Annotated in this window: 19 protein-coding genes and 1 pseudogene; 7 read left to right on the top strand and 13 right to left on the bottom strand. The window is 38.1% G+C overall.

Annotation, left to right across the window (positions count from 1 at the left end; all coding sequences use genetic code 11):
• The gene (locus ACLLO5_RS03160; RefSeq protein WP_413176003.1) at positions 1 to 1,239 is read left to right on the top strand and encodes a murein transglycosylase A; all 1,239 of its coding nucleotides are present in this window, start codon (positions 1 to 3) and stop codon (positions 1,237 to 1,239) included.
• 181 nt (positions 1,240 to 1,420) lie between these two features.
• On the opposite strand, the gene ACLLO5_RS03155 is transcribed toward ACLLO5_RS03160, so the two are convergent.
• Positions 1,421 to 2,290, bottom strand: coding sequence for a DUF5895 domain-containing protein (locus ACLLO5_RS03155; protein ID WP_413176001.1), 870 nt, complete (start codon positions 2,288 to 2,290; stop codon positions 1,421 to 1,423).
• Positions 2,291 to 2,784: 494 nt separating this feature from the next.
• Here ACLLO5_RS03155 and ACLLO5_RS03150 point away from each other — a divergent pair, with 494 nt between their 5' ends.
• The 4 genes from ACLLO5_RS03150 to ACLLO5_RS03135 are packed head-to-tail and all read left to right on the top strand — an operon-like array spanning position 2,785 to position 8,188.
• Positions 2,785 to 4,920: a GNAT family N-acetyltransferase gene (locus ACLLO5_RS03150; RefSeq protein WP_413174028.1), complete on the top strand. Its 2,136-nt coding sequence runs from the start codon at positions 2,785 to 2,787 to the stop codon at positions 4,918 to 4,920.
• A 4-nt stretch (positions 4,921 to 4,924) separates the two neighbouring features.
• Positions 4,925 to 5,407: an ASCH domain-containing protein gene (locus ACLLO5_RS03145; protein ID WP_413174027.1), complete on the top strand. Its 483-nt coding sequence runs from the start codon at positions 4,925 to 4,927 to the stop codon at positions 5,405 to 5,407.
• Between the two features lie 19 nt (positions 5,408 to 5,426).
• Positions 5,427 to 7,004 carry an McrB family protein gene (locus ACLLO5_RS03140; protein WP_413174026.1) on the top strand — a complete coding sequence of 526 codons (1,578 nt, stop codon included), beginning with the start codon at positions 5,427 to 5,429 and terminating at the stop codon, positions 7,002 to 7,004.
• Positions 7,001 to 8,188 carry an McrC family protein gene (locus tag ACLLO5_RS03135; protein WP_413174025.1) on the top strand — a complete coding sequence of 396 codons (1,188 nt, stop codon included), beginning with the start codon at positions 7,001 to 7,003 and terminating at the stop codon, positions 8,186 to 8,188. Before ACLLO5_RS03140 ends, ACLLO5_RS03135 begins: the two co-directional genes overlap by 4 nt.
• Before the next feature lie 93 nt (positions 8,189 to 8,281).
• Here the strand turns inward: ACLLO5_RS03135 and ACLLO5_RS03130 are convergent, their stop codons facing one another.
• The 5 genes from ACLLO5_RS03130 to ACLLO5_RS03110 form a co-directional block, all read right to left on the bottom strand.
• Positions 8,282 to 8,971 carry a PHP domain-containing protein gene (locus tag ACLLO5_RS03130; RefSeq protein ID WP_413174024.1) on the bottom strand — a complete coding sequence of 230 codons (690 nt, stop codon included), beginning with the start codon at positions 8,969 to 8,971 and terminating at the stop codon, positions 8,282 to 8,284.
• 350 nt (positions 8,972 to 9,321) lie between these two features.
• Positions 9,322 to 10,350: a phosphoribosylformylglycinamidine cyclo-ligase gene (gene purM, locus ACLLO5_RS03125; RefSeq protein ID WP_413174023.1), complete on the bottom strand. Its 1,029-nt coding sequence runs from the start codon at positions 10,348 to 10,350 to the stop codon at positions 9,322 to 9,324.
• Positions 10,351 to 10,512: 162 nt separating this feature from the next.
• Complete coding sequence (locus ACLLO5_RS03120; RefSeq protein ID WP_413174022.1) at positions 10,513 to 10,719, bottom strand: hypothetical protein; 207 nt, start codon at positions 10,717 to 10,719, stop codon at positions 10,513 to 10,515.
• A 160-nt stretch (positions 10,720 to 10,879) separates the two neighbouring features.
• Positions 10,880 to 12,367, bottom strand: a complete 1,488-nt coding sequence (locus ACLLO5_RS03115) for an adenylate/guanylate cyclase domain-containing protein (protein WP_413176000.1) — start codon at positions 12,365 to 12,367, stop codon at positions 10,880 to 10,882.
• On the bottom strand, positions 12,364 to 13,392 hold the full coding sequence (locus tag ACLLO5_RS03110; protein ID WP_413175999.1) for a molybdopterin-dependent oxidoreductase: 1,029 nt from the start codon (positions 13,390 to 13,392) through the stop codon (positions 12,364 to 12,366). The genes ACLLO5_RS03115 and ACLLO5_RS03110 overlap by 4 nt, the downstream gene beginning before the upstream one ends.
• 200 nt (positions 13,393 to 13,592) lie before the next feature.
• Between ACLLO5_RS03110 and pruA the strand changes: the two genes are divergently transcribed.
• Positions 13,593 to 16,565 (top strand): L-glutamate gamma-semialdehyde dehydrogenase, encoded by a 2,973-nt coding sequence (pruA, locus tag ACLLO5_RS03105; RefSeq protein ID WP_413174021.1) that lies wholly within the window; start codon positions 13,593 to 13,595, stop codon positions 16,563 to 16,565.
• 309 nt (positions 16,566 to 16,874) lie between these two features.
• Positions 16,875 to 17,289: pseudogene (locus tag ACLLO5_RS03100) on the top strand (hypothetical protein).
• A 9-nt stretch (positions 17,290 to 17,298) separates the two neighbouring features.
• Here the strand turns inward: ACLLO5_RS03100 and ACLLO5_RS03095 are convergent.
• The 7 genes from ACLLO5_RS03095 to ACLLO5_RS03065 form a co-directional block, all read right to left on the bottom strand.
• Positions 17,299 to 18,975: an AAA family ATPase gene (locus ACLLO5_RS03095; RefSeq protein ID WP_413174020.1), complete on the bottom strand. Its 1,677-nt coding sequence runs from the start codon at positions 18,973 to 18,975 to the stop codon at positions 17,299 to 17,301.
• A gap of 69 nt (positions 18,976 to 19,044) precedes the next feature.
• A complete protein-coding gene (locus ACLLO5_RS03090; RefSeq protein WP_413174019.1) occupies positions 19,045 to 21,762 on the bottom strand; it encodes a TnsA endonuclease N-terminal domain-containing protein in 2,718 nt (905 codons plus the stop codon).
• 376 nt (positions 21,763 to 22,138) lie between these two features.
• Positions 22,139 to 22,570: a hypothetical protein gene (locus tag ACLLO5_RS03085; RefSeq protein WP_413174018.1), complete on the bottom strand. Its 432-nt coding sequence runs from the start codon at positions 22,568 to 22,570 to the stop codon at positions 22,139 to 22,141.
• A 41-nt stretch (positions 22,571 to 22,611) separates the two neighbouring features.
• The gene (locus ACLLO5_RS03080; protein WP_413174017.1) at positions 22,612 to 23,022 is read right to left on the bottom strand and encodes a type II toxin-antitoxin system VapC family toxin; all 411 of its coding nucleotides are present in this window, start codon (positions 23,020 to 23,022) and stop codon (positions 22,612 to 22,614) included.
• Positions 23,023 to 23,039: 17 nt separating this feature from the next.
• Positions 23,040 to 23,372: a hypothetical protein gene (locus ACLLO5_RS03075; protein ID WP_413174016.1), complete on the bottom strand. Its 333-nt coding sequence runs from the start codon at positions 23,370 to 23,372 to the stop codon at positions 23,040 to 23,042.
• A gap of 53 nt (positions 23,373 to 23,425) precedes the next feature.
• Complete coding sequence (locus ACLLO5_RS03070; RefSeq protein ID WP_413174015.1) at positions 23,426 to 23,869, bottom strand: hypothetical protein; 444 nt, start codon at positions 23,867 to 23,869, stop codon at positions 23,426 to 23,428.
• A 488-nt stretch (positions 23,870 to 24,357) separates the two neighbouring features.
• Positions 24,358 to 24,660, bottom strand: a complete 303-nt coding sequence (locus ACLLO5_RS03065) for a hypothetical protein (RefSeq protein ID WP_413174014.1) — start codon at positions 24,658 to 24,660, stop codon at positions 24,358 to 24,360.
• Between the last annotated feature and the right edge of the window lie 35 nt (positions 24,661 to 24,695).

The following is a 24,695-nucleotide window of genomic DNA, read 5'->3' as shown; positions in this document are numbered from 1 at the left end:
ATGAGAAAAACCCTTGCTTTGCTGTCCTTGAGTCTGGGAATTGCTGTTGTAAATCCACTTTGGCCTGTTGTCGCTCAAGTTATTATTCCCCAGCCAGCACCTGTACCTGTACCTGTACCAGCACCTGTACCTGTTACACCTGAAGTTGTACCACCACTCCAACCCATCAGCCCTGCAACCGCTTGTAACTCCCAAAATTGCTTGGGTTGGGATGAGCAACTCTGGGGGAGAAATGGCGATCGCCAAGCTTTGTTAACTTCTATAGATAACAGTTTGCGTTACCTGGGAACTAATAAAGCGATCGCTGTTTATCAAACTTATTCAATCCCAGAAATTACTCTGGATCGTGTGCGTCGGAGTTTGGTACGCTTCCGCCAACTGGTGTTGAGTTCCAAGTCAGCTGCTGAACTACAAGCCGCTGTCCATAAGGAATTTGTCTTTTACCAGTCCATAGGCAACGATGGCAAGGGTACTGTTAAATTTACTGCTTATTATGAGCCTGAGTATACTGCCAGCCGTGTCAGAACTTCAGTATACAAATATCCCTTGTATAGAGTACCACCAGATTTTAAAGAATGGGCTAAACCCCATCCCAAAAGAGTTGATTTAGAAGGGAAAGATGGTTTATTAGGGAACAAAAGCAAGCTACGTGGGTTAGAAATGCTTTGGTTTCGCGATCGCTTTGATCCCTACATGATTCAAATTCAAGGTTCTGCTCAAATTAAATTAACCAATGGTCAAAGAACCTCTGTTGGGTTTGCAGGAGGAACAGATTATCCTTGGACTAGTATTGGTGGAGAACTAGCAAAAGATGGTAAATTGCCACTCAGCGGTTTAACAATGCCCAAGTTACTCAGTTATTTCCGTCAAAACCCCAGGGAAATGAGTAATTATTTACCTCGTTGGGAAAGATTTGTTTTCTTTCAAGAAACCAACGGAGCGCCAGCTACAGGCAGTATTAGCGTACCTGTAACCGCAGAACGTTCTATAGCTACAGATAAATCTCTCATGCCTCCAGGCGCACTCGCACTGATTAACAATTCATTTCCCTATCCTAATAGTCGTGGCAGACTCGAAGCGCGTAGAGTTAGCCGCTTTGTATTAGATCAGGATACAGGCAGCGCCATTAAAGGCCCAGGAAGAGTAGATTATTTCATGGGTACAGGTAAATTAGCAGGCGATCGCGCCGGCATTACAGGCGGCAATGGTTCACTGTATTATTTGCTACTGAAAGAATAGGAGTCAGGAGGCAGGAGTCAGGAGTCAGGAGTCAGGAGTCAGGAGTTCAGGAGGCAGGAGGCAGAAGGATAAGAAGAAAGAATTAATTTTTACCCTGCTTCCCCTGCTTCCCCTGCTCCCCCTGCTTCCCCTGCTCCCCTGCTCCCCTGCTCCCCTGCTCCCCTGCTCCCCCTACACCCTCTTAATACGGTGGATAAGCAAAATCATCATCATCTGCATAGATATAGGAATTAGTAACACCAGGCATTTCCACTTTAGCAATGTCTGGTTTCATAACTTCCTTACCAAATTCTTTGTATTCTTCAAAAGTCTTACAAATTATTTCCGACTCAGGAGAATCAGAGGCAATCATATAATCAATTAAAGTGGAAACTGTAGGATGTTTGTAATCTACAGTTGAAGCTACCAAAGCAATATTAGGTTCAATCCCTCTTTCTTCACATTCAATGATTGGGCAAAAAATTCCGTGAGCGTGAAATAAAGGACCCTTGGGAGTTAGAGGTTTCTTTTGAAAACCAGCATAAGCTTTTTCTAATTCTCCAGCAAAACCGCCAGTGATTCTACCTTGTTGATATTCAGCGTAACTTTTACCAAAACTTGCTCCCGCTGCACCACTCAAAGTTAATTGTATTGGTGATTGATGCAAAAACTTTTTATCTTCACCTACTAAAAAAATGAGATGGCGAGTAAAAGTTTTAAATTTAACTTTATCTGCTAAAAAAGCATCATAATTATCTTTAAAAGTACCCAATTTCATACCAGTTTCCCGGTCTTTAACAGATAGTGGACCACGACGGACTATTACTAATCGGGGAGTGGTGCTAATAAACACCGTTTCCGTTCCGGAACTAAATTCATGCTCTACTTGTTGCCAATTATCATCAGGCTTAAACCCAACCGCTTGGGCATTATCCTGGCTAATAGCCAAACCATAGCTTTGTAAACCATCCGTACCATAACGAGGATTGATCATCAAACCCCACGGAAGGACTTGAGACGGTGGGGCATTAAATTTTTCGTCTTCAAAATCGAACTTAGCAGATGCTTTCACCATTTTTAGAATATCAGCGTGTTTAATTTTACAAGTTTATCTGTTTTACCATCCATCTGGGATGTCAGGTACCTTCTGAATTACATTTTAACAATTTCGTTTTGGCTGTTGTTGATTTGGGTTTAAGCAGAGGTAATTGGGTATAATTGTTACATGAGTTGGGAGAAGAGGGAATAAACCACGTATCGCTAACGCGAAGCGTCCAGTAGGGATAGGAGCGAAGGACAAGAAAAAAGAAAATCCAAAGCCTCAACCACCTTAGGTTACAAGTATTTTTTTTACTGACATCCAAAAAACTCTAAGTACCACAAATAGCAAACCAAATTACGGCCATTATGGAAGATGCTGGTTTAGAACTGAATAATTTATTTCAGGGTTTGGAAGCAGAAAGAGAAGTAGTCTACCAAGTACAACAGAACTAGAGATAAGGAAGTTATACACCACTTTTGTTTAAATAATTCAGATGCTGTTTACTCTATACTTCAAGTAAAAACATGGATAAAAAATATAAAAATAATAGCATAAAAATAGAATCAATAAATGCTGAATCTTCTTATCTTTCGGATGTCATAGATTTATGGAAGCCTCATAGGTCAACTCTCGGATTATTTCCTAAAGATGCTTTTATAGAACGTGCTGCTAAACGTCAGATTCTTATAGCCATTGACTCTGAAAGTGAATGTATTGGATATTTATTATATCGTAATTCTTATGACAGAATTACTATTGTTCATCTTTGTATATCTCCATCATATAGAAAGCAAGGAATTCCCGACCTATTAGTTAACGAACTCAAAAAAGTTACTGTAGAAAAATATAGGGGTATTGGGTTAAGCTGTCGCCATGATTATGGACTACAATCTATGTGGTCAAGGCTAGGTTTTGTTTATAAATATGATAAACCAGGAAAAAATAAAGCTGGAAAACTTCTGGGATTTTGGTGGTTGGATCATGGACATAATAATTTATTGTCTTCTCTACCTATACAAAAATTAGAGTCTAAACTTTGTGTAATCATAGATAGAAGTATTTATTTGAATTTATATAAAGATGAGTATCAAGAAAATGATCATGCAAAATTGCTTTTGAGTGATTGGCTAGAACCAGAATTAGAATTATGTATAACGGATGAAATTTTTAACTATATCAGTCTAATTAGTGATGATCAAGAAAGAAAATTACAAACAGAACTAGCTCAAAGATTTACTTCTCTACCATGCCTCAATCAAAATTTAGAGACAGTTAAAGAAAATTTACAAAAATTTTTATTAAGTAAAGGAGTATTTATAGAAGATATTGACTTACGACATTTAGCCAGAGCTATAGCATCAGATTCTCATGTATTCATCAGCAAAGAAGATAATTTATTAGGAATTGCAGATGAGGTATATGAAAATTTTAAACTGTCAATTTTAACTCCTCATGAACTAATTAATCAACTAGATGAACTTCGTAACAAACCTGATTATCAGCCTGTACGCTTGGCTGGTTCTTCATTAAAGAAAGTTCGAGTTCAACGAGGACAAGAAAAATTATTAACTCAATATTTTGTTTCTGATTCTCGAACAGAAACTACATCCGCATTTAGGCAATATTTACGTAGATTTATTTCAGATACAGACAAGTTTGAAAGTTACGTTGTATTAAATAAAGAACAGTTACCTATTGCTTTATTTGTTTATGGCAAAACTAAAAATAATGAGTTAGAAATTCCCCTATTGAGAGTTAGCAAAAATCCTCTTGCAGCTACATTAGCACGACATATAATTTTTAAATCTATATTGCTTTCAGCTAATGAAGGTAGGCAATTTACTAGAATTACTGATCCCTATTTAGAAGAAACAGTGATTAATGCTATTCAGGACGATAACTTTATTCGAGTTAATAATGGATGGTTTAAAATAAATTTAGCCGTTGCGGAAACAGCTTCAGATTTATCAAAACACTTGAATAACTTAGGTTATTCTTTAACTCAAGAATATGACTTTTGTTTAAAAATTGCTGAGAGTCTTAATTCAGAATTATTGCTTAATGATGTTAAAGCATCAGCAGATTTTGAGAAATTTCTTTTTCCAGCAAAAATTATTGATTCACAAATCAATAATTTTATTATTCCTATTCAACCTAGATGGGCGCAGGATTTATTTGATGAAGATTTAGCTCAACAAACTTTATTACCATTATTAGAATTAGAACCCAAAAAAATAGGACTTTCATTCAACCGTGAAGCCGTTTACTATAAAACAGTCACACATCGAAAATTACTAAATTCTCCTGGCAGAATTTTGTGGTATGTGAGTCAAGATAAATCATATTGTGGAGTAAGTTCTATCAAAGCTTGTTCATTTATTGATGAAGTCCTCATTGGAAAGCCCAAAGAACTTTATCAACGTTTTCAAAGATTAGGAGTCTACAAATTAGATGATATTATCAATATATCTCCAGACAAAAATGGTGATATAATGGCAATCCGTTTCAGTAATACAGAGTTATTGAAATATCCTATCCCATTACAAAAGGTTCAAGAAGTCTTAGATAATAAGACAACATTACCATCACCGTTTAAAATTCAAAATTCCCACTTTCTGAAATTTTACAATTTAGGTTGCATAAAAAAACTTAAAAATTAAGATAATGATGCCTGAAAATATATTAATTTTATCAATTAAACCGAAATACGCGGAAATGATATTATCCGGCAAGAAAAAAGTAGAACTCCGTCGTGTTCGTACTCGTTTAAAGAATGGTGACTTAGTTTTAGTATATGTTACATCTCCCACAAAAGCTTTAGTTGCTACATTTGAAGTAGATAATATCATTCAAAATGAAATTCAAGCCACGCCAAAAGACATCAATGATTTTTGGAAAATTATTAAAAATATAGCTGGAATTAGTTGTAATGAGTACAATAAATATTACCATACTGCTTCAACAATAGTTGCTATTTTTATTAAAAATGTAAACAAGCTACATCATCCTATAGAACTAGAAACATTGAGAACCAAAATTCCCAGATTTCACCCTCCACAATGTTATCGTTATTTAAAACATAGTGAATTTCAATTATTTGAGTCTTTACTTGTAGAGAAATCTCTTATATCTTCCACTAAAAAATAATGATTAATTACAATTATTTATGCTAATAAATGACAAATCTGAATTTACACAACTTTTTGGTGAATTTATAAATTCCTATCCCTATACACCAAATGGGATAAGTCATATCAAGTCATACACCGAGCAACGTCAACAAGCTTGTCGTAACTTTGAGATAATCAGAACAGCAGCAGATAGAGGTGATAATATAACGGAATTAGTATTGTTAAAACTCTTACCTCATAGTAATACGATTAATAATCGTCAAAGAGGTGCTTGGATTCATATTGCGCCACCTGTTACTAAAGATATTAAAGAATTATTTGAAGGCGCAAACTTGGCTAAAAGTGACGATTGGAATCAAATTGCTAGTGCTATTTTTAACTTTGTGCGTTCGTGTAATGCTAAACCCAAAGAATTACTAAATTATTGTATGCTGTTTGCACAATTACATTGTTCTAAAGGGTTTCAGATGGATATGCTCACTCCTATTCTAAACGCACTACAACCGAATAAATTTTTATTAATAAATAACACATCACAAAAAGTCATTAATTATTTTGCTAATACAAATTATGAAAATAAACTTACAGATTATCCAAAACTTAATGATACAGGACGTAATCTGATTCAAGAATTGGCTCAAGATATGCACCAGGTTGGTGTACCAGCTTTACGAGATGATGATTTATTCGATATGTTCTGTCATTGGCTAATAGCTATCAAAAAATATGACTTTCAATATCGCCATCAGCAAAATATTACTAAAGTGGATACAAATATTAAATACAATCCTAAATATACTTTATTTGATATTAGTAAAGAAATCGGTTTTGAAGAGACAAAATTAGAATTCTGGACACACGCAATTAATCGCAAAAAACAAGCAATATTCTACGGTTCACCAGGAACTGGTAAAAGTTTCATGGCTGAAAAACTAGCACAACACCTGACCAGCGAAGGTGACGGTTTTTATGAATTAGTCCAATTTCATCCAGCATACACTTATGAAGACTTCATTCAAGGTATCCGTCCTCAAAGTGAAGATGGTAAACTAACATATCCACTTGTTCCCGGTAGATTTTTAGAATTTTGTAAAAAAGCAGAAATTTGTCAAGATACTTGTGTTCTTATCATTGATGAAATCAACCGAGCAAATTTACCACAGGTTTTTGGTGAATTAATGTATTTACTAGAATACCGTGATCAAGAAATTCCTCTCGCTGGTGGTAATAGATTTCGTATTCCTGAAAATGTCCGTATTATCGGCACAATGAACACCGCAGATAGGTCTATCGCACAAATAGATCATGCTTTACGTCGTCGTTTTGCATTTATTGAACTACGTCCGAATTATGATGTTCTCATAAAATATCACTTCAATACTGGTTTTGCAGTTATGGATTTAATTGATGTTTTAAAACGATTAAATCACGCAATTGATGATAAAAATTATGAAATTGGTATTTCCTTCTTTTTAACTTCTAACCTAAGAGAAGATATAGAAAATATTTGGAGAATGGAAATTGAACCGTATTTAGAAGAATATTTTTTTAATAACCTAGGAAAAGTAGATGAGTTTCGCTGGGATAACATCAAGGAATATTTAACGATATGACACCAGCAAATTTTCAAATTATCGAAATAACCGAATATGAATCTAAATGTTTTGAACGTGATGAAATTTCACAAGAAGTTGAAATCCTACTACATGAAAAATGCAAAAATCAAGTAGATTTAGATTCTCCTAGTTACAAAACTCGTTATCAATGGAAACTAACTGCTAAGGGTTGGGTAGGTTATATTCCTTTAAATTCTAATTTGGCTTTAAAAATAAATCCCAAAGTCCCAATTAAAAATTTATTTGGGATGTTGGAATATGCTTACAATTTAAAAAGCTTTAATTTTCTACAAGGCTTAATGAATTGTGAATCTGTAGAAGATTTTTACAATCACCTAGCTTATATATTAGCTGAAAAAATAATAGAACGCTGTCGTAAAGGCTTATATCGTAGTTATATACCCAAAACTGAAAAATTAACTTATGTACGGGGTAGGTTAAATGTTCAACAAATAATTAAAAACCCTTGGAGTACAAAATTACAATGTGACTATGAAGAACACACGGCTGATATGATAGATAATCAAATTTTATTTTGGACTCTTTTTCATATTGGCCATAGCGGTTGCTGTTCAGATAGTGTATCACTGATAGTTAGAAAGGCTTATCACGCTATGCAAGGAATGGTATCTTTACAACTTTGTACTTCAAAAGATTGTCTTGAGCGAAATTACAACCGTCTGAATAATGACTATTATACATTACATCAATTTTGCCGATTCTTTCTAGATAATACTAGCCCCAGTCACGAAAAAGGTAAAAATACAAGTTTACCGTTTTTGGTAAATATGGCGCGTCTTTATGAAATGTTCGTTGCGGAATGGTTAAAGGAAAATTTACCAGAAAATTTAACTCCTAAAAGTCAAGAAAGAATCAATATAGGAAAAAATATATATTTTCAAACCGACTTGATTTTATATAACACAACAGATTTTACTCCTAAATACATTCTCGATACTAAATATAAAAATCCAGATAATATCTCTAAGAATGATATAGCCCAGGTAGTAGCTTATGCTGTGTCTAAAAATTGTCCAGAAGCGGTGTTGGTTTATCCGACAGAATTAAATCATTCTTTAGATAAATCTATTGGAGAAATTAGAGTTCGTAGTGTAACCTTTTCTCTTAATAAAAACCTTGAAGATGCAGGTAAAGAATTTTTCAAACAACTCTTTTCTTAAAAAACAATTCTATATATCGCTATTTTAAGAATATAACCTGTATTTATCCCCCTGGCTGTATAAACCAGGAGCATAAACGAGTATAACACAGATTTACAGACGCTGAAGTATATTTAACCCATGTGTATCAGTTCCACAGGTGTTATATAAACCGTATTCTTCAGCCAACAGTTGTACTTCTTCTGTTTCTACAGGACTTGGTTTCCAGGGATTAGGGTTATTATAAGCGTAGAAAGCCTCAACGCCATCAATTCTGTACTCCGCTGCTGCGGGAATTAAATCAAAGTGCGATCGCCTATAACGTGCTGGATGTGCTAACACCGCGAGTCCTCCAGCATCATGAATAGCTGCTATGACATTAGCTGCTTGATAGTCCCTACCTGTAGTTGGTTTTTTTTGCAAGTAAGGCTTCATGCTGGAATTTTCCAACTCAAAACCATAAGCCAAAATATGCACTTCTATATCCAATAAGTTGGCATTTATTTCTACACCAGTCCACAAATGAGGAACACTAGCATCAGGATTATTCCACTTCCAGTCTTCTAACCAAGCGGATGCTGCCTGGTAGCCGCCAATACCATGATGGTCAGTAATTGCCAGTCCTTTTAAACCGATAGCGATCGCTTGCTCCATTAGTATATTTGGCTGCAACCTCCCATCAGAATTAACCGTATGCAGATGAAAGTTGTAGAAACTGGGACAACTTTGGGCATCAATACTTTGAAATACTTGTGTTAAAAGTTCTATAGAAGCAGTATTAGTCCGGGCAAAATTTACAACCATAACCCCCTCTGAGCAACAATATGCGATTCTTAATACACCAACACCCCACATCGAAAAATAATAAATTACTAGCTCCCTACACTAGTGTTAGGCGCTACTTTTTTGAGCTACAGCAATTAATTTTTGAGATTTGTTAAGACTACGTTAGCAAATTTGAACGCTTATGGTCATGAGTATTTTTGATTACTTTTATAAAGACAGGCTAAAATTTTGCTGAAGTTCCTATAAATACTGGTACTCTACCCACGGGAATTTCTAGGAAAAATATTGGCATTAGTAGAGTCGTCACCTCTATCAAACCTAATTCAACCATCTTTAGTTTTAGCTGTTACTTTTGCTTTCACAGCAACCTAAGTAAAAAGACCGACTAATTCTCCAGAACCTGTGACTACTTCACCAATTGTATAAGCGGGAATATTCTGTTCTTGAAAATAAGTAATTGCTTGTTCTACTTGATGGGGTGGTAGCACTAGCACAAATCCGATTCCCATATTAAACGTATTATACATAGCTTCAGCACCTACAGAGCCAGCCTTGGCTAACCACTCAAACACAGCAGGAATATTCCAACTACCAGAGTTAATTTTAATACTTTGACCAGCCCCTAAACATCTAGGCAAATTTTCTGGTAAACCCCCACCAGTAATATGTGCCATACCGTGAACTTCTAAACCAGCTTTTAAAGCTGCTAACACAGGTTTAACATAAATGCGCGTAGGCGTGAGGAAAGTTTCACCGATAGTTTCCCCATTTAATAAATCTGGGGTGTCATACCAAGAAAAACCACCATCGCTAACAATTTTTCTCACCAAACTCAAACCATTACTGTGAACACCAGCACTGGCTAAACCTATGGCCACATCTCCCAATTGTACCTGAGAAGCATCGAGCATTCGGCTTTTTTCCACAATTCCCACACAGAAACCGGCCAAGTCATATTCACCAACTTGGTAAAAACCAGGCATTTCTGCGGTTTCTCCCCCCAATAAAGCAGAACCAGCTAATTTACAACCAGCAGCTATTCCAGCCACTACTTGAGTTAACTGTTCTTTATCTAGCTTACCCGTAGCCACATAATCTAAGAAAAACAAAGGTTCTGCACCTGATGTCAACACATCATTAACACACATCCCCACCAAATCAATGCCAACGGTATCATGGCGGTTGAGAATTTGAGCAATTTTTAGCTTTGTACCGACACCATCTGTCCCAGACACCAAAACCGGTTCTTGATAACCTGTGGGGAGTTGAAAACAACCACCAAAACCACCCAGTCCACCAATTACTTCTGGTCTAAAGGTACTATGAACCAAATTGCGAATTTGGTCTACAAAAGCTCTACCTGCTTCAACATCAACACCTGCATCCCGATAATCCATGCCTAATTACACCGTTATCATTCCGTTATTAACCCAGCTTTCTATCATTACATAATTTAGGTCATTGGTGATTGATGATTGGTAATAGTTGATAGTTGATAGTTGATAGGTGATTAACCTCCCCATCTTCCTCATCCTCCCCATCTCCCAGTTCCCAGTCTCTTAAAAGACTTTATCTTCTATACCGCGCCACCATTCGCCTAAATTCATTAAATCTTGATGAATATCTGCTAGTTCTTGCTCATAAGTTTCCGCTGATATTGTCTCTTGGCGTTCTTGTAGTTTTTTTAGCCGTAATTGTACTAACAACCAAGGCTTAGAAATGCTATCCGTGGCTTCTAAGTATTGTGCTAATTCCCTGCTATCCATAAACCATAAAACATATATTTTTTGTATTTTTAATTATACAGCAGTTTGCGTAGTTAGGAGGAACAACATCTAAATTCAAACCTATACACAAAGTCGGTTTTCCTCCTGAATTCTGACTCCTGACTTCTGACTCCTGACTCCTTAATTCTGCTGTAAATCCCTAATTACTAACTTGTAATTCATAAATAGATATGGCTTCATCTTTGCCTTTAACTTTAACTGATTTATCTATTAATCGCAGAGAAAATAATTCAGGATGTGATAAGCTTTTGACTACTGATTCTGTTATTAAAATTTCACATTCATATTGTTTTGTTAATCCCTCAATGCGGGAAGCAACATTGACTGCATCCCCAATAACGGTAGAATCCATGCGGGAAGTAAAGCCCACTGTACCCATAACTACTGTACCACGATGAATGCCAATACCAACTGAAATAATGGGTAGTCCATTTTTGATTGGATTTTCTCCTTCTCCCTGACATCGCTCATAATTAAATTTATCCAAAGCCTGTTGCATTGAAATTGCTGCTTGTAAGGCTGAGTCTGTGGCTTCATCATCAAATAGTGCCATGATAGCATCACCAATATATTTATCAATAAAGCCACCTGCTTCATCTATGACTTTTCCCATACAAGCTAAATAGTCATTTAAAAATAAAAAAATCTGCATTGGTGTCATTGCTTCTGACATGGAAGTATAACCGCGAATATCACAGAATAAAATTGTCATTTTTCGGGTTGAAGCCATACCCACTTCAATATTTTCTATGCCTTGGGGAGCGATAACGGAAACAAATTTATCTGGGACAAATCTCTCAAAAGAGTCTAAAGTTTTTTGCAATTTACTAAATGATACCTGTAATGCCGCAGACATCTCATTTACTGAAGTTGCTAATGCACCAATTTCATCTGCACGATTATGAATATCGGCACGATGCTGTAAATCTCCGCCGGCGATTTGCGCTACACTTGCCTGTAAACGCCGCACGGGATCACTCAAATGCCGTGCTAAAAGATACGCACATATCCAACCAATGCTAAGACCGACAAAACCGACTCTTAAAGCCTGATTCACAGCATTGTTAACAGCGTGGTTGACTCGTTTTAATGAGATCCCCATCCTTAATTTGCCCAGTTTCCTACCAGATAGTGTGCAAATATCTGAAGCCACTTCTATTATCTGTTCACCTTGCTTGCCCCGCAATTGGTTGGCGTAATATATATTACGGAGGAGAAATGTTTCTTTAATAATAGTCTTTTGCTGAGATTGTATTGCTTGATTTGTCACATCTAAAGGTACAATATCAGGGATATAATTGCTTTGAAATTCGTTGGGAGAAGCTGCAACTATTTGATTGTTGTTGCTTGAATCAGATATCAAGACATAGACAAATTCTTCGTTTTCTCGCATCAATAATTCTATATTTAAACGAATTTGACTCCAATTTTCTTCGGAAAATTCGTTGGAATACGTATAACTGAGGACATTAGAAAGACTGATAGTGTCTTTCAATTTCTCTTGTCGGTAAAGTTTGCTTTCACTTTTTGCCCAAACCGCAACTGTAGCGCCAATCAGAGCGACAATTAAGAGAGTTGTGGAAGCCATGATCTGGGTGCGGATGGAGCTAAAAGCAATAAACTTCATGGTTGTATAGTTAACTCTTCTACAAACGTCACCCATTTGAGTTGCTTGGTTTTCGCTTGACAGTTATCACTGAAAGCTAGAGTTATTGGGCCACCCATTTTGGCTAATATGGGTTGTTTATCATCACCCCATCTAGTCCCTAAGAGAATATCACAATCCTTGATTAATTTAGCGGGTAAATTGATTGCATCAGAAATCTTATGATAAACTGTTGGCTTACCACGGACATAAACTGATGCTGTAGGGGTTAATTCGACACCAGCTAATGATAAAACATCACGGACTCTGACACCGTGTACTTTGACTTTCCCACTAGGCCACCAAGCTCGGTAACCAACATTATTTGTGAGGGTAACTTGGGGTAATTGATCGAGATCATTTAAATTAAATTCACGCTTTCCCACTCGCACTTTTGGTTTTTCTGTGCCTATGATTATATGTGTAACATAAAATGCCCACATTCCCTCATTATATTCTTTTCTAATTTGTGGATGCCGAGTATAGGGAAAGACTAGATAAATAGGTCCACCTTGTTCACGTGCAATTGGTTGACCATCCTTGGCAACTGCTAAGATGATGGGGTAATTTAGTAAATCTTCAATTTTAACTGTGACTTGATAAGCGTCAAAACAGATAAAGGTTATTTCCGTTATTCCTTTGAGATTACCAAACTTTTTTAGTAGTGTAATTACTTGTATTCCTGTAAATTTAAATACTTTACTGGGCGTAGTAATGTTATTTGCATCAACAGTATCAATATTATCTGTGGCTAAATCTTTTATTTGTTGCCAATTCAAGGTTACAGGTTTAGCAGTCGCTGTTTCACCTTCTATAACTAAGTTCCAGGCACTCTGCTGGTTATTTTGGCCTTGTTCTGCCAATATTTGATTGTTGCGATCGCTCGCCTCTTTGCGCCATACTTCCAATTGTTCTTTTGTTGGTCTTTCTGTACAACCTCCTAAGCAGACAATAGCTATCCCCAAAGATACTAAAGCCAGGTTCTTCAAGACATTCAATCCAACCACATTCAAACTACTACTTGAGAAAGTTTACAAAATGGTGCTAACTAAGTTAAAAATAGCACCATAATACAGTTTTACACAATGATTTGATATTACGCCAAGAAGGGTTGATGGGGTGATGGGGAGAAGAATAAATAATTACTTGTTTTCTGTTCCCTGTTCCCTGTTCCCTATTCCCTAACTACTAACTACCAACAAATTTTATGGTATTACAACTACAAAACAGCACTTACGAATCTAAAACACAAGAGATTGCTAAAGAAGTTCTTGCTGCTACTCAGGAAAATCGCTCTTTTTTGGCTTCTTTACGCGATCAAATGCGCTGGGATGATAAATTACTCGCTTGGGCTATGAGTAATCCAGGTTTGCGGGTACAATTATTCCGGTTTATCGACACTTTACCCGCTTTACATAGTAAATCAGAAATTGCGTCCCATTTGCAAGAATATTTGGGTGATGAGTCGGTGGAATTACCCGCAGCTTTGAAGGGGATGTTAAATTTTGCCAATCCTGATTCTATGCCGGGACAGGTAGCAGCAACAACTGTAGAAACTGCGGTGCAAACTTTGGCACATAAATATATTTCTGGAGAAACTATTTCCCAAGTGATCAAAACGGTGGAAAGACTGCGGAAGGAAAAAATGTCTTTCACTATTGATTTACTTGGAGAAGCGGTAATTACGGAAACAGAAGCCCAATCTTATTTAGAAAGATACCTGGATTTAATGCAGCAATTGGTAGCAGCATCCAAAAATTGGGCGAATATTCCCAGTATTGATGAAGCAGAGGGTCAAAAAATCCCGAAAGTCCAGGTTTCTGTGAAATTAACGGCGTTTTATTCTCAATTTGATCCTTTAGATGCTCAAGGTAGTGAAGAAAAAGTTAGCGATCGCATTAGAATTTTATTACGTCGCGCTCAAGAATTAGGTGCAGCAGTCCATTTTGATATGGAACAATACGCCTATAAAGATATTACTTTCAATATTCTCAAAAAACTTTTACTGGAAGAAGAATTTCGTCAACGTACCGATATCGGGATGACGATTCAAGCATATCTGCGCGATAGTGAACAAGATGCTAGAGATATCATTGCTTGGTTAAAACAACGCGGTTATCCTTTGACGGTTCGTTTGGTTAAAGGTGCCTATTGGGATCAGGAAACTATCAAAGCAGCCCAAAAACATTGGAAACAACCAGTTTATAACGATAAAGCGGCGACAGATGCCAATTTTGAAGCAATTACACAAATATTGCTAGAAAATCATCAATATGTCTATTCTGCCATTGGTAGTCACAATGTGCGATCGCAATCTCGCGCCATAGCCATAGCTGAAACTCTCCAAGTTCCTCGTCGTTGCTTGGAATTACAAGTTTTATACGGTATGGGTGATAAAATTGCTAAAGCCTTAGTAGATAAGGGTTATCGCGTCCGGGTTTACTGTCCCTACGGTGACTTATTGCCAGGAATGGCTTATTTAATTCGCAGATTATTGGAAAATACGGCTAATAGTTCCTTTTTACGCCAAAATCTTGAAAATCGTCCAGTTGAAGAATTGTTAGCACCTCCTATTCCTTCTTCCCCCTCGCTTGCGGGAGGGACTGAGGGAGGATTCGTCGGTGTTGCAGATACTGATTTTGCTGAAGAGGAAAAAAGGAATAATTCGAGTTTAGCCTTTGCTAATGTGCGTCAACAGTTGGGTAAAACTTACTTACCTTTGGTTAATGGTGAGTATATTCAGACAACAACATTTATTGATTCTCTTAATCCTTCTAATTTTAGTGAAGTGATTGGGAAAGTTGGATTATTAAGCATTGAACAAGCTGAACAAGCTATGCAAGCTGCTAAAGCTGCCTTTCCCGCTTGGAAGAAAACCCCCGTCAAACAGCGTGCTGATATTTTGCGGAAAGCTGCTGATTTGATGGAAAAACAACGCGCAGAACTTTCTGCATGGATAGTTTTGGAAGTCGGAAAACCAGTTAAGGAAGCTGACGCGGAGGTTTCCGAAGCAATAGATTTCTGTCTTTATTATGCTGATGAGATGGAACGCCTTGAAAAAGGTGTAATCTATGACGTATCTGGAGAAACTAATCGTTATATTTACCAGCCTAAAGGAATTGCGGTAGTCATTTCTCCCTGGAATTTTCCATTAGCGATCGCTTGCGGGATGACAGTTGCTGCTTTGGTTTCCGGGAATTGCACTTTACTCAAACCGGCGGAAACATCTTCTGTAATTACTGCTAAGTTAACAGAAATTTTGATCGCCGCAGGAATACCCAAAGGTGTTTTTCAATACGTTCCTGGTAAGGGTTCTCAAGTTGGTGCCTATTTGGTAAATCATCCTGATACCCATGTCATTGCTTTTACAGGTTCTCAGGAAGTAGGTTGTCGAATTTACGCAGAAGCGGCAATTTTGAAACCTGGTCAAAAGCATCTCAAAAAAGTAATTGCAGAAATGGGTGGTAAAAATGCCCTCATTGTTGATGAAAGTGCTGATTTAGACCAAGCTGTTGTGGGAGTTGTGCAATCTGCTTTTGGTTACAGCGGTCAAAAATGTTCAGCTTGTTCACGGGTAATTGTCCTCGAACCAATTTATGATGCTTTTCTAGAAAGATTGGTAGAAGCGACTAAATCTTTAAACATCGGAGAAGCAGAGTTACCAAGTACCCAAGTTGGTCCTGTGATTGATGGGAATGCACGCGATCGCATTTTGGAATATATTGAAATTGGGAAACAAGAAGCAGCATTAGCTTTGGAACTACCAGCACCCAACCACGGCTATTTTATTGGACCAGTGATATTTTCGGAAGTTCCTGCAAATGGAGTCATTGCACAGCAGGAAATATTTGGGCCTGTATTAGCTGTAATTCGAGTCAAAGATTTTCAAGAAGCTTTAGAAGTTGCCAACGGCACAAATTACGCTTTAACCGGTGGTCTTTATTCCCGTACTCCTTCCCATATCCAGCAAGCACAAACCGAATTTGAAGTAGGCAATTTATACATTAACCGGAATATTACCGGGGCAATTGTGGCACGTCAACCTTTTGGCGGTTTTAAACTTTCTGGTGTCGGTTCAAAAGCCGGAGGCCCAGATTATTTATTACAGTTCCTAGAACCAAGGAGTATTACAGAGAACATCCAACGTCAGGGTTTTGCACCAATAGAAGGCGCTGAATAATTAATTTGTAGGGGTTTAGCATTGCTAAACCCGATAGATTATAAATATCCCTGACTTCTTTAAGAGGTTGGGGATATAAAATTAATATGATGTGAGTTTAATTATAAATTGATCAAAATATCTGCTTATCTCATTAACCAGAATATTATTGTGACTTGAATGAAAAAATGGGCTTTTAGCTCACGTTATGCTTCACAAAGCAGATGTCCATTTTATGCTTCACAAAAATAGTGAAAGTAGAAAATTCATTTTTCCATGTAGTACACGGTAAAAATTGTTAATCTAACGGTGTATTACATGGTAAAGGTTATGTTGAAACGGGATATTCAAGGGAAATTTGCCCTGAAAAACGATGATTATCGTCAAGTCCGCTCTTTGAGTGAGACTAACTGATGACACCTGGAAAGCATTGGGCATAGCTGCTGAATGCTTAGGACTGACAAGAGCAGATTATTTAGAAGAAATGGCGAAAAGCAACAACCTACCAAGTAATACATGGGGAGAAAAAGATCCCTTTCCGTGTAATACACGGAAAGATAAGAATCAAGATCAACAACCTGACATCACTGAAACGCATACACCAACACCGCCCAACATTACAGAACTTGAAGCTTTACGAGACCAAGTGTTACAGGAACTAAAATTAGGTAAACAATCCTCTACGTACAAAACAACCCAAAAGGCTCTGAATCAATTCATCACTCTATTGAGCAAAAGATTGTAAATTTTCTACCTACTCCCCAACCTTATCTCGTTGTGGCTTGCGTTGTCCAACACTTCTACGCCCATTTTTCTTGGGAACTGCTTCAACGGTAGATGTCTCAGTTGTTAAAGACACCACCTCAGCCTCATAACTAGGCGTATCTTGTGGCATTTCCTCTGAGACTACAGCAGATTCCTTCTTCTTGCGCGTTTGTCTCTTCTTGGGTGGGGTTTGCACGAATGCTATCTCCGTCACAGAACTGGGTGTATTTTGTGCCATTTCTTGAGTATCCTGTGTCATTTCCGTTACTACAGCAGCTTCCTTCTTTTTCCGCGTTTGTCTCTTCTGAGGCTGAGTTTGTACCTCTGCTACCTCAGTCATAGAAGTTTGAGAATCCTGCGTTATTTCTTGGATGTTCTTTGTAGCTTCAGTTACTACAGCAGCTTCCTTCTTTTTCCGAGATTGCCTTTTCTTAGGTTCTGGGCTACCAGCTATTGCTTCTGGAGTAGGAGTATCAGCCTGTACCGTCTCCTTCTCAGAACGTTTTTTACGAGTAGATTTAGTAGTAGCAGTAGAAACAGGTGCAACAGTAGACTTTTCCAGAGGTGATAAATCCACAATCCCACCAGGAACAGAAGTCGAAGTCATCCCCATCTGTAACAAATGCCATAAATGTTCGCGGCGACTTTCCATATAACAAAGTTTTTGTTCCCCCTCAGTCGCCTCTATCGCCATCCGCTCACATTGAGCAAGAGAAAGAGTATGTTCATACAACCGTTCTAAAGTCAGCGTATCACAGCCATCATGCAACGCCGCCGCCACAGCCCGAATTAACCAATCCTTCAACACACCCACACAACCAATAGAACGCTCATAAAAATAAAACCAATGCTGCATCAAAGCCGGAATATCAACCTGAAGGGGAACTTGCCTCAACAGAGCCAGTAAAACTCCCTGAAAATCCTGCCTATCTTGTTCATTTTGAAACAAATAACGGGGAAAATGAATATCCAACCCCCGGCGTGATGCCTGTCCACTTAAATTGCGAAAACTCAAAAGTTCATAAGTGCCAATGAGAATGTGCAGTACACCAGTCACATTCGTCATCGACTTAATCCAGTCCAACTGGTCTAAAAGCTTACCACCACTAGCCCCACTACCAATCTTCATTAAATGCTGTGCCTCATCCAAAATCACAGCCTTAACACCACGTTTACTCATAGCTTCTTCCAAAGCCTGACGCAGTTCAGGAGAATCATTAAACTGTGCCGTTTTACTTCTGCCACGCCCTTTTTTCTCCCAAGTCTGCTCGGCATCAATATCCACCATCATCCGCCGCTCATAAAATGGCTCTCCCAACAACTTCAGTGCCGTGCGGTAATAATCAGCACGATTAAACACCCCACCATCAGGAGGTCGTGTTTCGATTGGCAATAGTGGCATTGGGGAAACATTGCCGTTGCGATAACCTCCTTCACGAACACCATTCTGTTCAACAGCAGTCCCATTTAACCGTCTAGTAATTTGGCGAATCATTGTTGTTTTCCCCACACCAGAAGGGCCATACATCAGGACATGAGCAAACCCTGCCGGTTCACGAATCGCACCCATGAGCAACATATCCACTTGTGCCAACTGGGGATGAGATATGGCATATTCTTTAAATTGCTTGAGTTGGGACTGTGCTGATTCGGGAAAGTTCTCCATTACTGATATTCCTCACTCAAAGGTTGATGCTGTCTTGCCAGTAGTTAACGGTATTCGGAAAATTCTCCATTATCTGTATTCCTCAAAGACAGGCAGTTTTGTGACATCCAAAAGTTGGACATTTTCAGCTTGATGAACTCTGGCGACATCTTGGCTATTGGGTGGGAATGCTATTGACTTTGGTATAACTTGTACTTGGGAAACAGATGGTACATCATGTCCACCAGACGTTAAATTTTCCCGTACACTTTTGGCTTCTAAATCCCGTAATCTTTGCAGTAGCAACGTTTCATGTTCTTGCGCTCTGGCGATAAAATCCGCTAATCGTTTAGCGGAGATATTCGTACTCTGAGAATTCCCCTTGTCTTTTTTTCTAATTTCCTCTGCGGCTAACAGCACTTCTTTCTCCGTGCGTCCCACAAAGGTGCTGTAATACTGGGAGATACATTTAACCCAGCGTCCTTCTAGGTAGGCATAAGCTACACCCATATCAAAGGGGTCATAGCGCACGGGGACTTTGGTTTTTTCAACAGATGGATTACGGAAAGCATCATTCCAGTAATAAAGATAATTGACTTTAATTCCCTGTCCGGGCTGGATTACAGCCGTTCCTTTGGGTGTACTGGGGCGTGTGGACATGAGGAAGTCTTCGTTGTAGGCAATGTGTCGGTGTTCTCGTTCTCCGGCTATCAGCAATCCGTCGGTATACACTTGCAATGGTGTTGCTCCCAGGGAATCATGCTCGCTGGTGTCGTACACAGAATATGCCCACTCGGTGAGGTAGGTATACAAATCTGCCAATGTCCACACGGCTTGTTGTTTGGGGTCAACAGCTTTAGTAATTTGTCGTGGCTGTTTGCTGGCTTGGGTGTTACCTAAGAGGTTGTATACAAACTCGGTATTTGTTGTGCCGAATAATCGCTCAATGACTGAACCAAAACGCGGTTTACCACCAGGTCTGGTTTTTTTGATGCAGTGGTAGCGTGCTAGTAGGGTGTCAAAGTAGAGGCTGTGAAATTCTTTGCCTCCATCTACAACTACGGCTTGGGGAAAACGACCAAATCGCTGGACGCAAGACCGTAGTGCCATCATGCAAGACCTGTAACTGGGTGGGTCAAAGGTGATATAAAGGGCGAGGATACGTCGGGAATAGGCATCAATGAGTAATGTCAGCCAAGGTCTTCCTAAGTTCCGTCCTGTGGCGATTGAGCGTAGTTCGATGTCGAGTTGGGTGTGGTCAATGTGGACGATGGCAAAGGGTCTGTCTCCGTGCCGGGGTGTGGTTAGGGTTAGTTCTAAGATTTTTGGTTCTGTTGAGTATGCGGCTTTTGCTCCCTGACGTTTTTTGGTTTGTTCATGGATTGGGCGCTGTTTGAGGCGGTGATAAAAGGTACGAGAACTCAGGGGTTGTATATTTAATTCGTTGCAAGCTCTGACATATAATCTATATACTGAAGCGGCTGGTGCTTGTCTTGGTGTCTCGAAGTGTTCGGTAATAAATTTATCTAGTAGTTCGCTTGATTGGTTTGGTGCTTTGGTTTGACGATTTCCTCTCCGGTTTGTACGTGGTAGTAAACCAACGTAACCACAACCATACTTGGTTTCGGCTTCTCGAAACTGTTTTACCCATCTTTTCAGGGTGCTTGGAGCTATGTCTTTGTAGATATCTGTGTGGCGCTGAATATATGCTTGTACTAGATGATATCGGTGATTTGCTTGGTTGAGGTCGCTGGGAGAGGCGGCATCCATGAGTGCTTGGACTGCATTATTGATGGATGCTTGTTTTTCTGAGTTCTGGATTCTAATGTTGCCGCTTTCCCATAGTTGCAGGAAATATGCTGTTGGTAGTTGGATGGGTTGTCCGATTTCGGGTAGGAGTGTGGTGGTGGTTTGACCAATATTTACTAATGTCCAGGGCTTGGAGTCCCATAGCAGGACTGTGGAAGGTAGGAGTGCTGTGGGTGGGGGTATTGGTTGATGATGCTGTGTTGTTATGGCTAGATGTGTGTAGGCTTGATGGGTTTGTTGGTCTAGATATAGTTGTACTCGCCAGTGTTCTACTAGGGGTGTTGCATACAGGTCTACGTAGAGTTGCTCTGTGGCTATCATGGCGTAGATGTCGTTAGCTCTGATTCCGGGTATTGAGGCAAGTGTGGCGGTTATGGTGATACCAGGGTTGGCTTGGACTGCGGTGAGTATTTGTTCTGTGATGGTGTGGGGGATGTTGGTGTTAAATCTCAGGTAGTCTTCTAGGAAGATGAGGTTTTGGGTGAAGATGGGATGCAGTTCGCTATCGGTGCGGATGTGGTACTTGAGTCCATAGGATTCAGCATGGGCTGTTCCTGGTGGGCTGTGCCATTTACCGTCGGCAGTTTTTTGGTAGCGTCCGGGGTATTTTTCGGCTAGTCGTTTGAGTTCAGTTTCGGTTTTCCATTCTTCCCAGGCTGCACCATCAGTTCTGAGTACGAAGAAGTCTGGGGTATGATAGTGACCTATTTTGCGCCCTGTTTTGTTGTGGTACTGAATTTTGAAGGGGGGTGGCTGGTCGTAGTATTCCAATACGTCTGGGTCGTGTTCCATTTGGTAGATTGCCCACAGTTCTACGGTGTGGCTTTCAAATTGGATGGTTTGACCCATTTTCCGGCTGGGGTAAACTCCACTGACGTTTTTGGCGCGTCCTTGTACACGGCGTGAGGGTGGGGCTGACCTGATTGTGGCAATTAGTAAGAGTGTCTGCGCCGTTAGTTGCTGTTGGGAACACCATTGGTCAAATTCGGAGGAGTTCATTGATGCCACAGGTGATAGGTGTGTGTTTGGGCTTCTTTTTTTCTTGACTCTCCCTAAAACCCTATATCTAAAGGCAGTTTTGGGGTTTCACTACACAAGTCTATATTACTGATTACGGGGTCTATATTACTGATTACGGGCGGAGTGAAGCATATCTTGGTGATTTTGAATTATATTTTTGGACAAAAGTTGAAATTTGTACTGCTAAAAGCTGTTTGTCTGCTTGAGGTTTTGTCCTCTAAGATTTTTTCAACTCATGTTCATATTATGGTGCAGAAAATCAACTCTGGCTCATTATTTGATGCAAAGTTTTATTTCGCTTTTTCCCGTAAGGCTTATTTTTCCGTTACCTATGGCTCGTTTTATCGTTCACAATCTAGCCCAAGTTATGGTTCAAGTCATAATTATAATTCAAATCAGAAAAATCAATATCTTGATTAGCTAGTTGAGTAGTAAGTTTAACAGTTAATTCTTTCGTATGTTGTAGAGCAATAATTAAAGATTGACGTGATATACTAAGAGAGTTACATTCTGTAAAACAATTATTGATATAATTATCATCTAAAGTTACCTTTTCAGCTAAAATTGCCACTGTTATATAGCGTATAATAGTGGCAATATCTCGTTTTACAACAGCAATTTTGTTTTCAGATTCTTGCTGATTTTGTATTTCAATTGATTGAGTAGAAATAGAGTCTAGGATATATTTTAATGAATGATTAATTGGAGTAATGATTTCTATACGTTTTCTGGAAAATTGAAAAAAAATATTATAAAATTCAAGAGAGTTGCAAAAACCATAACTCAAATGACTACGAAAGTAAATAAACAAAAATGAGGTTGGTTTAACTACAGAAAAAAATCTTGCAAAGAATCTGGTAATTTTTGCTGTGAAGATTTAATATATTCAAGTTTTCTAGTAAGAATATAGTCTAATTTAAAAAATTTCGCACAAGCTAATTGTATAGATTGTTCAAAATCTTTAAGGTGATAGGAATAAGCTATTTCTAAAATTTTATCATCAATAATGCAAACTTCTATTACAGAGCGAATTTCAGATATTGCCTCCCAAGCAATCTCAAACCCTCCGTTATCTCTGCCAACATCAAAAATTTTATTGAGGGTTGTAAGTGTTACATAACCCTCTATTTGTTTAGCCTCAATCAATTCCCAAATTTTTGATGAATCTTCTACAAATGGTTCTCGTTCGAGCAAAATATCTAGAAGAATATCATCATCTAATAAAACCTTTTGGATCATTAGTACTGCTCTAATTCCTAACTTCCATGTTTAGCAACTTCTGTATTATTAGAATTATATTGTTTATCTTTTTGTTCTTCAGACTTGAATAGTCCGCGTACCCGTTTTAAGTGTGGTAAATTTTCTGATCTTTCTTCTGTTACCTCTATAACTTCGGGAAGTAAATGTGCAACACCAAATAACTTTCCTGCATAAGATGTTTTCAGAAAAGCTTGTCTTTGAGCATGAGTCATTATCTGTTTTGACCCTGCCATTATTTCCTCACTACTCATATAGCTTGGGTTCTCCCCATCTTGTTTCATGTCGCTGACAAAATTCTGCTGCTGCGGTTCGTGAAAATCTGAAGCCATATAAATCTTCTCCAGGAGTGCTACGTGATAAACCAAGATACTCCATTTGTACCTTATTTATCTCTATAGTATGGCACAGCTTTATCTAAAGCATCTAGTATAATTAGCGGTGCTTCTGGTTTTGGTTCACAAAACTCAAAAGCAACATTGATAGCATACCAAATTAACCATTTACCAATAGGTTCAATTAATCTCTTAGCAGCATCGCCTCGATCAGTAGGATCTGCTTCTAAATTAGTTATTTCTAAATATATAGGAGGCGCAGGTTCAGGATAAAAATATGGATATAGTCCGTATTTAATTAATCCCCATACTTGATGGTTATAAACAATCTTAACTATATTTTCGCAGTAAAAACTTGTTGTCTTCCAAATATTTAACCAGTCACAAGTCCAATTTGTTGGCATATCATCAATAGTTGCTGGAAAAAGAAAAGCAACTTCCTCAGTTTTGGAATCAATTAAAACTTTTACCTGATAAGTTCCAATAGTAGTCAATTTGTTTTACACCCTTCTTACAGTTGCTTTACAATCTCTAAATTATACATTTATATCTTAGCTTTTTACAAGACAATAAGGAGTCATAATAAATCAATCGTTTAATATTCAATAACTAAAGATGGATCTTACAGCGGTTTACATTGAGTACCAAATAGTTGAGTATGAAAATAAATTTCCCAGTTATTACTAACAAATTTACTCATCGTCTAATTGCACACCTTCAATTAGTTGATGGGCAGTTTCAGACATTTCTGTTGTATAATGATATTATGCTACATAACAAGATTAAACAAACAACCTCTTTATGGGATTTTTCAATAAGATTGCTAGTCTTTATTAACAGTATCTAATGTCCAAAGAAAAAAGTCACACTGATAGAGTGAAGATGTCATATTATTCCTAATATATATTTATAGTTTAGCTTAATCTGATATCAATTTTAATAGATACCCAACCTCTTCAAGAAGTCGGGTATTTTAAACTAATTATTTTGGACACTGAGGTAAGCTTTTGAGAGCGTAATAGCAGTCAAAATAATTGAGAGCATCACTACTCGATTTAAAACTACCCTTGGTTAAATAATTGTCTTTTTGCGGATCCTTATCTTTATTCCAAATCTTCAAATAGTATTTTTGACCATCATCAGAAGACCATAACTCATAACGATAGTCACCACCATAACCTTCACTTCGTAAATAGTCAGCTAGTGCAGCATTGGGAGCAGCTATAAGGGTAACTACGGTCAATATAGGCAATATAGCTTCTTTCAATATTTTAACTATCTTCATAGATACACCTATTGTTTATTACAGTTAAATCATAA

Source organism: Anabaena azotica SJ-1 (genome assembly GCF_047275885.1).
Lineage (GTDB): Bacteria > Cyanobacteriota > Cyanobacteriia > Cyanobacteriales > Nostocaceae > Trichormus_B > Trichormus_B azotica_A.
The sequence above is the reverse complement of the archived record's forward strand: the minus strand, read 5'-3'. Positions and strand labels throughout refer to the sequence as shown.

What these genes read in the sequence shown, in the direction of transcription:
- ACLLO5_RS03160 (WP_413176003.1), top strand. Translation starts at nt 1, where the DNA reads ATGAGAAAAACCCTTGCTTTGCTGTCCTTGAGTCTGGGAATTGCTGTT.
- ACLLO5_RS03150 (WP_413174028.1), top strand. Translation starts at nt 2,785, where the DNA reads ATGGATAAAAAATATAAAAATAATAGCATAAAAATAGAATCAATAAAT.
- ACLLO5_RS03145 (WP_413174027.1), top strand. Translation starts at nt 4,925, where the DNA reads ATGATGCCTGAAAATATATTAATTTTATCAATTAAACCGAAATACGCG.
- ACLLO5_RS03140 (WP_413174026.1), top strand. Translation starts at nt 5,427, where the DNA reads ATGCTAATAAATGACAAATCTGAATTTACACAACTTTTTGGTGAATTT.
- ACLLO5_RS03135 (WP_413174025.1), top strand. Translation starts at nt 7,001, where the DNA reads ATGACACCAGCAAATTTTCAAATTATCGAAATAACCGAATATGAATCT.
- ACLLO5_RS03130 (WP_413174024.1), bottom strand. Translation starts at nt 8,971, where the DNA reads ATGGTTGTAAATTTTGCCCGGACTAATACTGCTTCTATAGAACTTTTA.
- purM (WP_413174023.1), bottom strand. Translation starts at nt 10,350, where the DNA reads ATGGATTATCGGGATGCAGGTGTTGATGTTGAAGCAGGTAGAGCTTTT.
- ACLLO5_RS03120 (WP_413174022.1), bottom strand. Translation starts at nt 10,719, where the DNA reads ATGGATAGCAGGGAATTAGCACAATACTTAGAAGCCACGGATAGCATT.
- ACLLO5_RS03115 (WP_413176000.1), bottom strand. Translation starts at nt 12,367, where the DNA reads ATGAAGTTTATTGCTTTTAGCTCCATCCGCACCCAGATCATGGCTTCC.
- pruA (WP_413174021.1), top strand. Translation starts at nt 13,593, where the DNA reads ATGGTATTACAACTACAAAACAGCACTTACGAATCTAAAACACAAGAG.
- ACLLO5_RS03095 (WP_413174020.1), bottom strand. Translation starts at nt 18,975, where the DNA reads ATGGAGAACTTTCCCGAATCAGCACAGTCCCAACTCAAGCAATTTAAA.
- ACLLO5_RS03090 (WP_413174019.1), bottom strand. Translation starts at nt 21,762, where the DNA reads ATGAACTCCTCCGAATTTGACCAATGGTGTTCCCAACAGCAACTAACG.
- ACLLO5_RS03080 (WP_413174017.1), bottom strand. Translation starts at nt 23,022, where the DNA reads ATGATCCAAAAGGTTTTATTAGATGATGATATTCTTCTAGATATTTTG.
- ACLLO5_RS03075 (WP_413174016.1), bottom strand. Translation starts at nt 23,372, where the DNA reads ATGGCTTCAGATTTTCACGAACCGCAGCAGCAGAATTTTGTCAGCGAC.
- ACLLO5_RS03065 (WP_413174014.1), bottom strand. Translation starts at nt 24,660, where the DNA reads ATGAAGATAGTTAAAATATTGAAAGAAGCTATATTGCCTATATTGACC.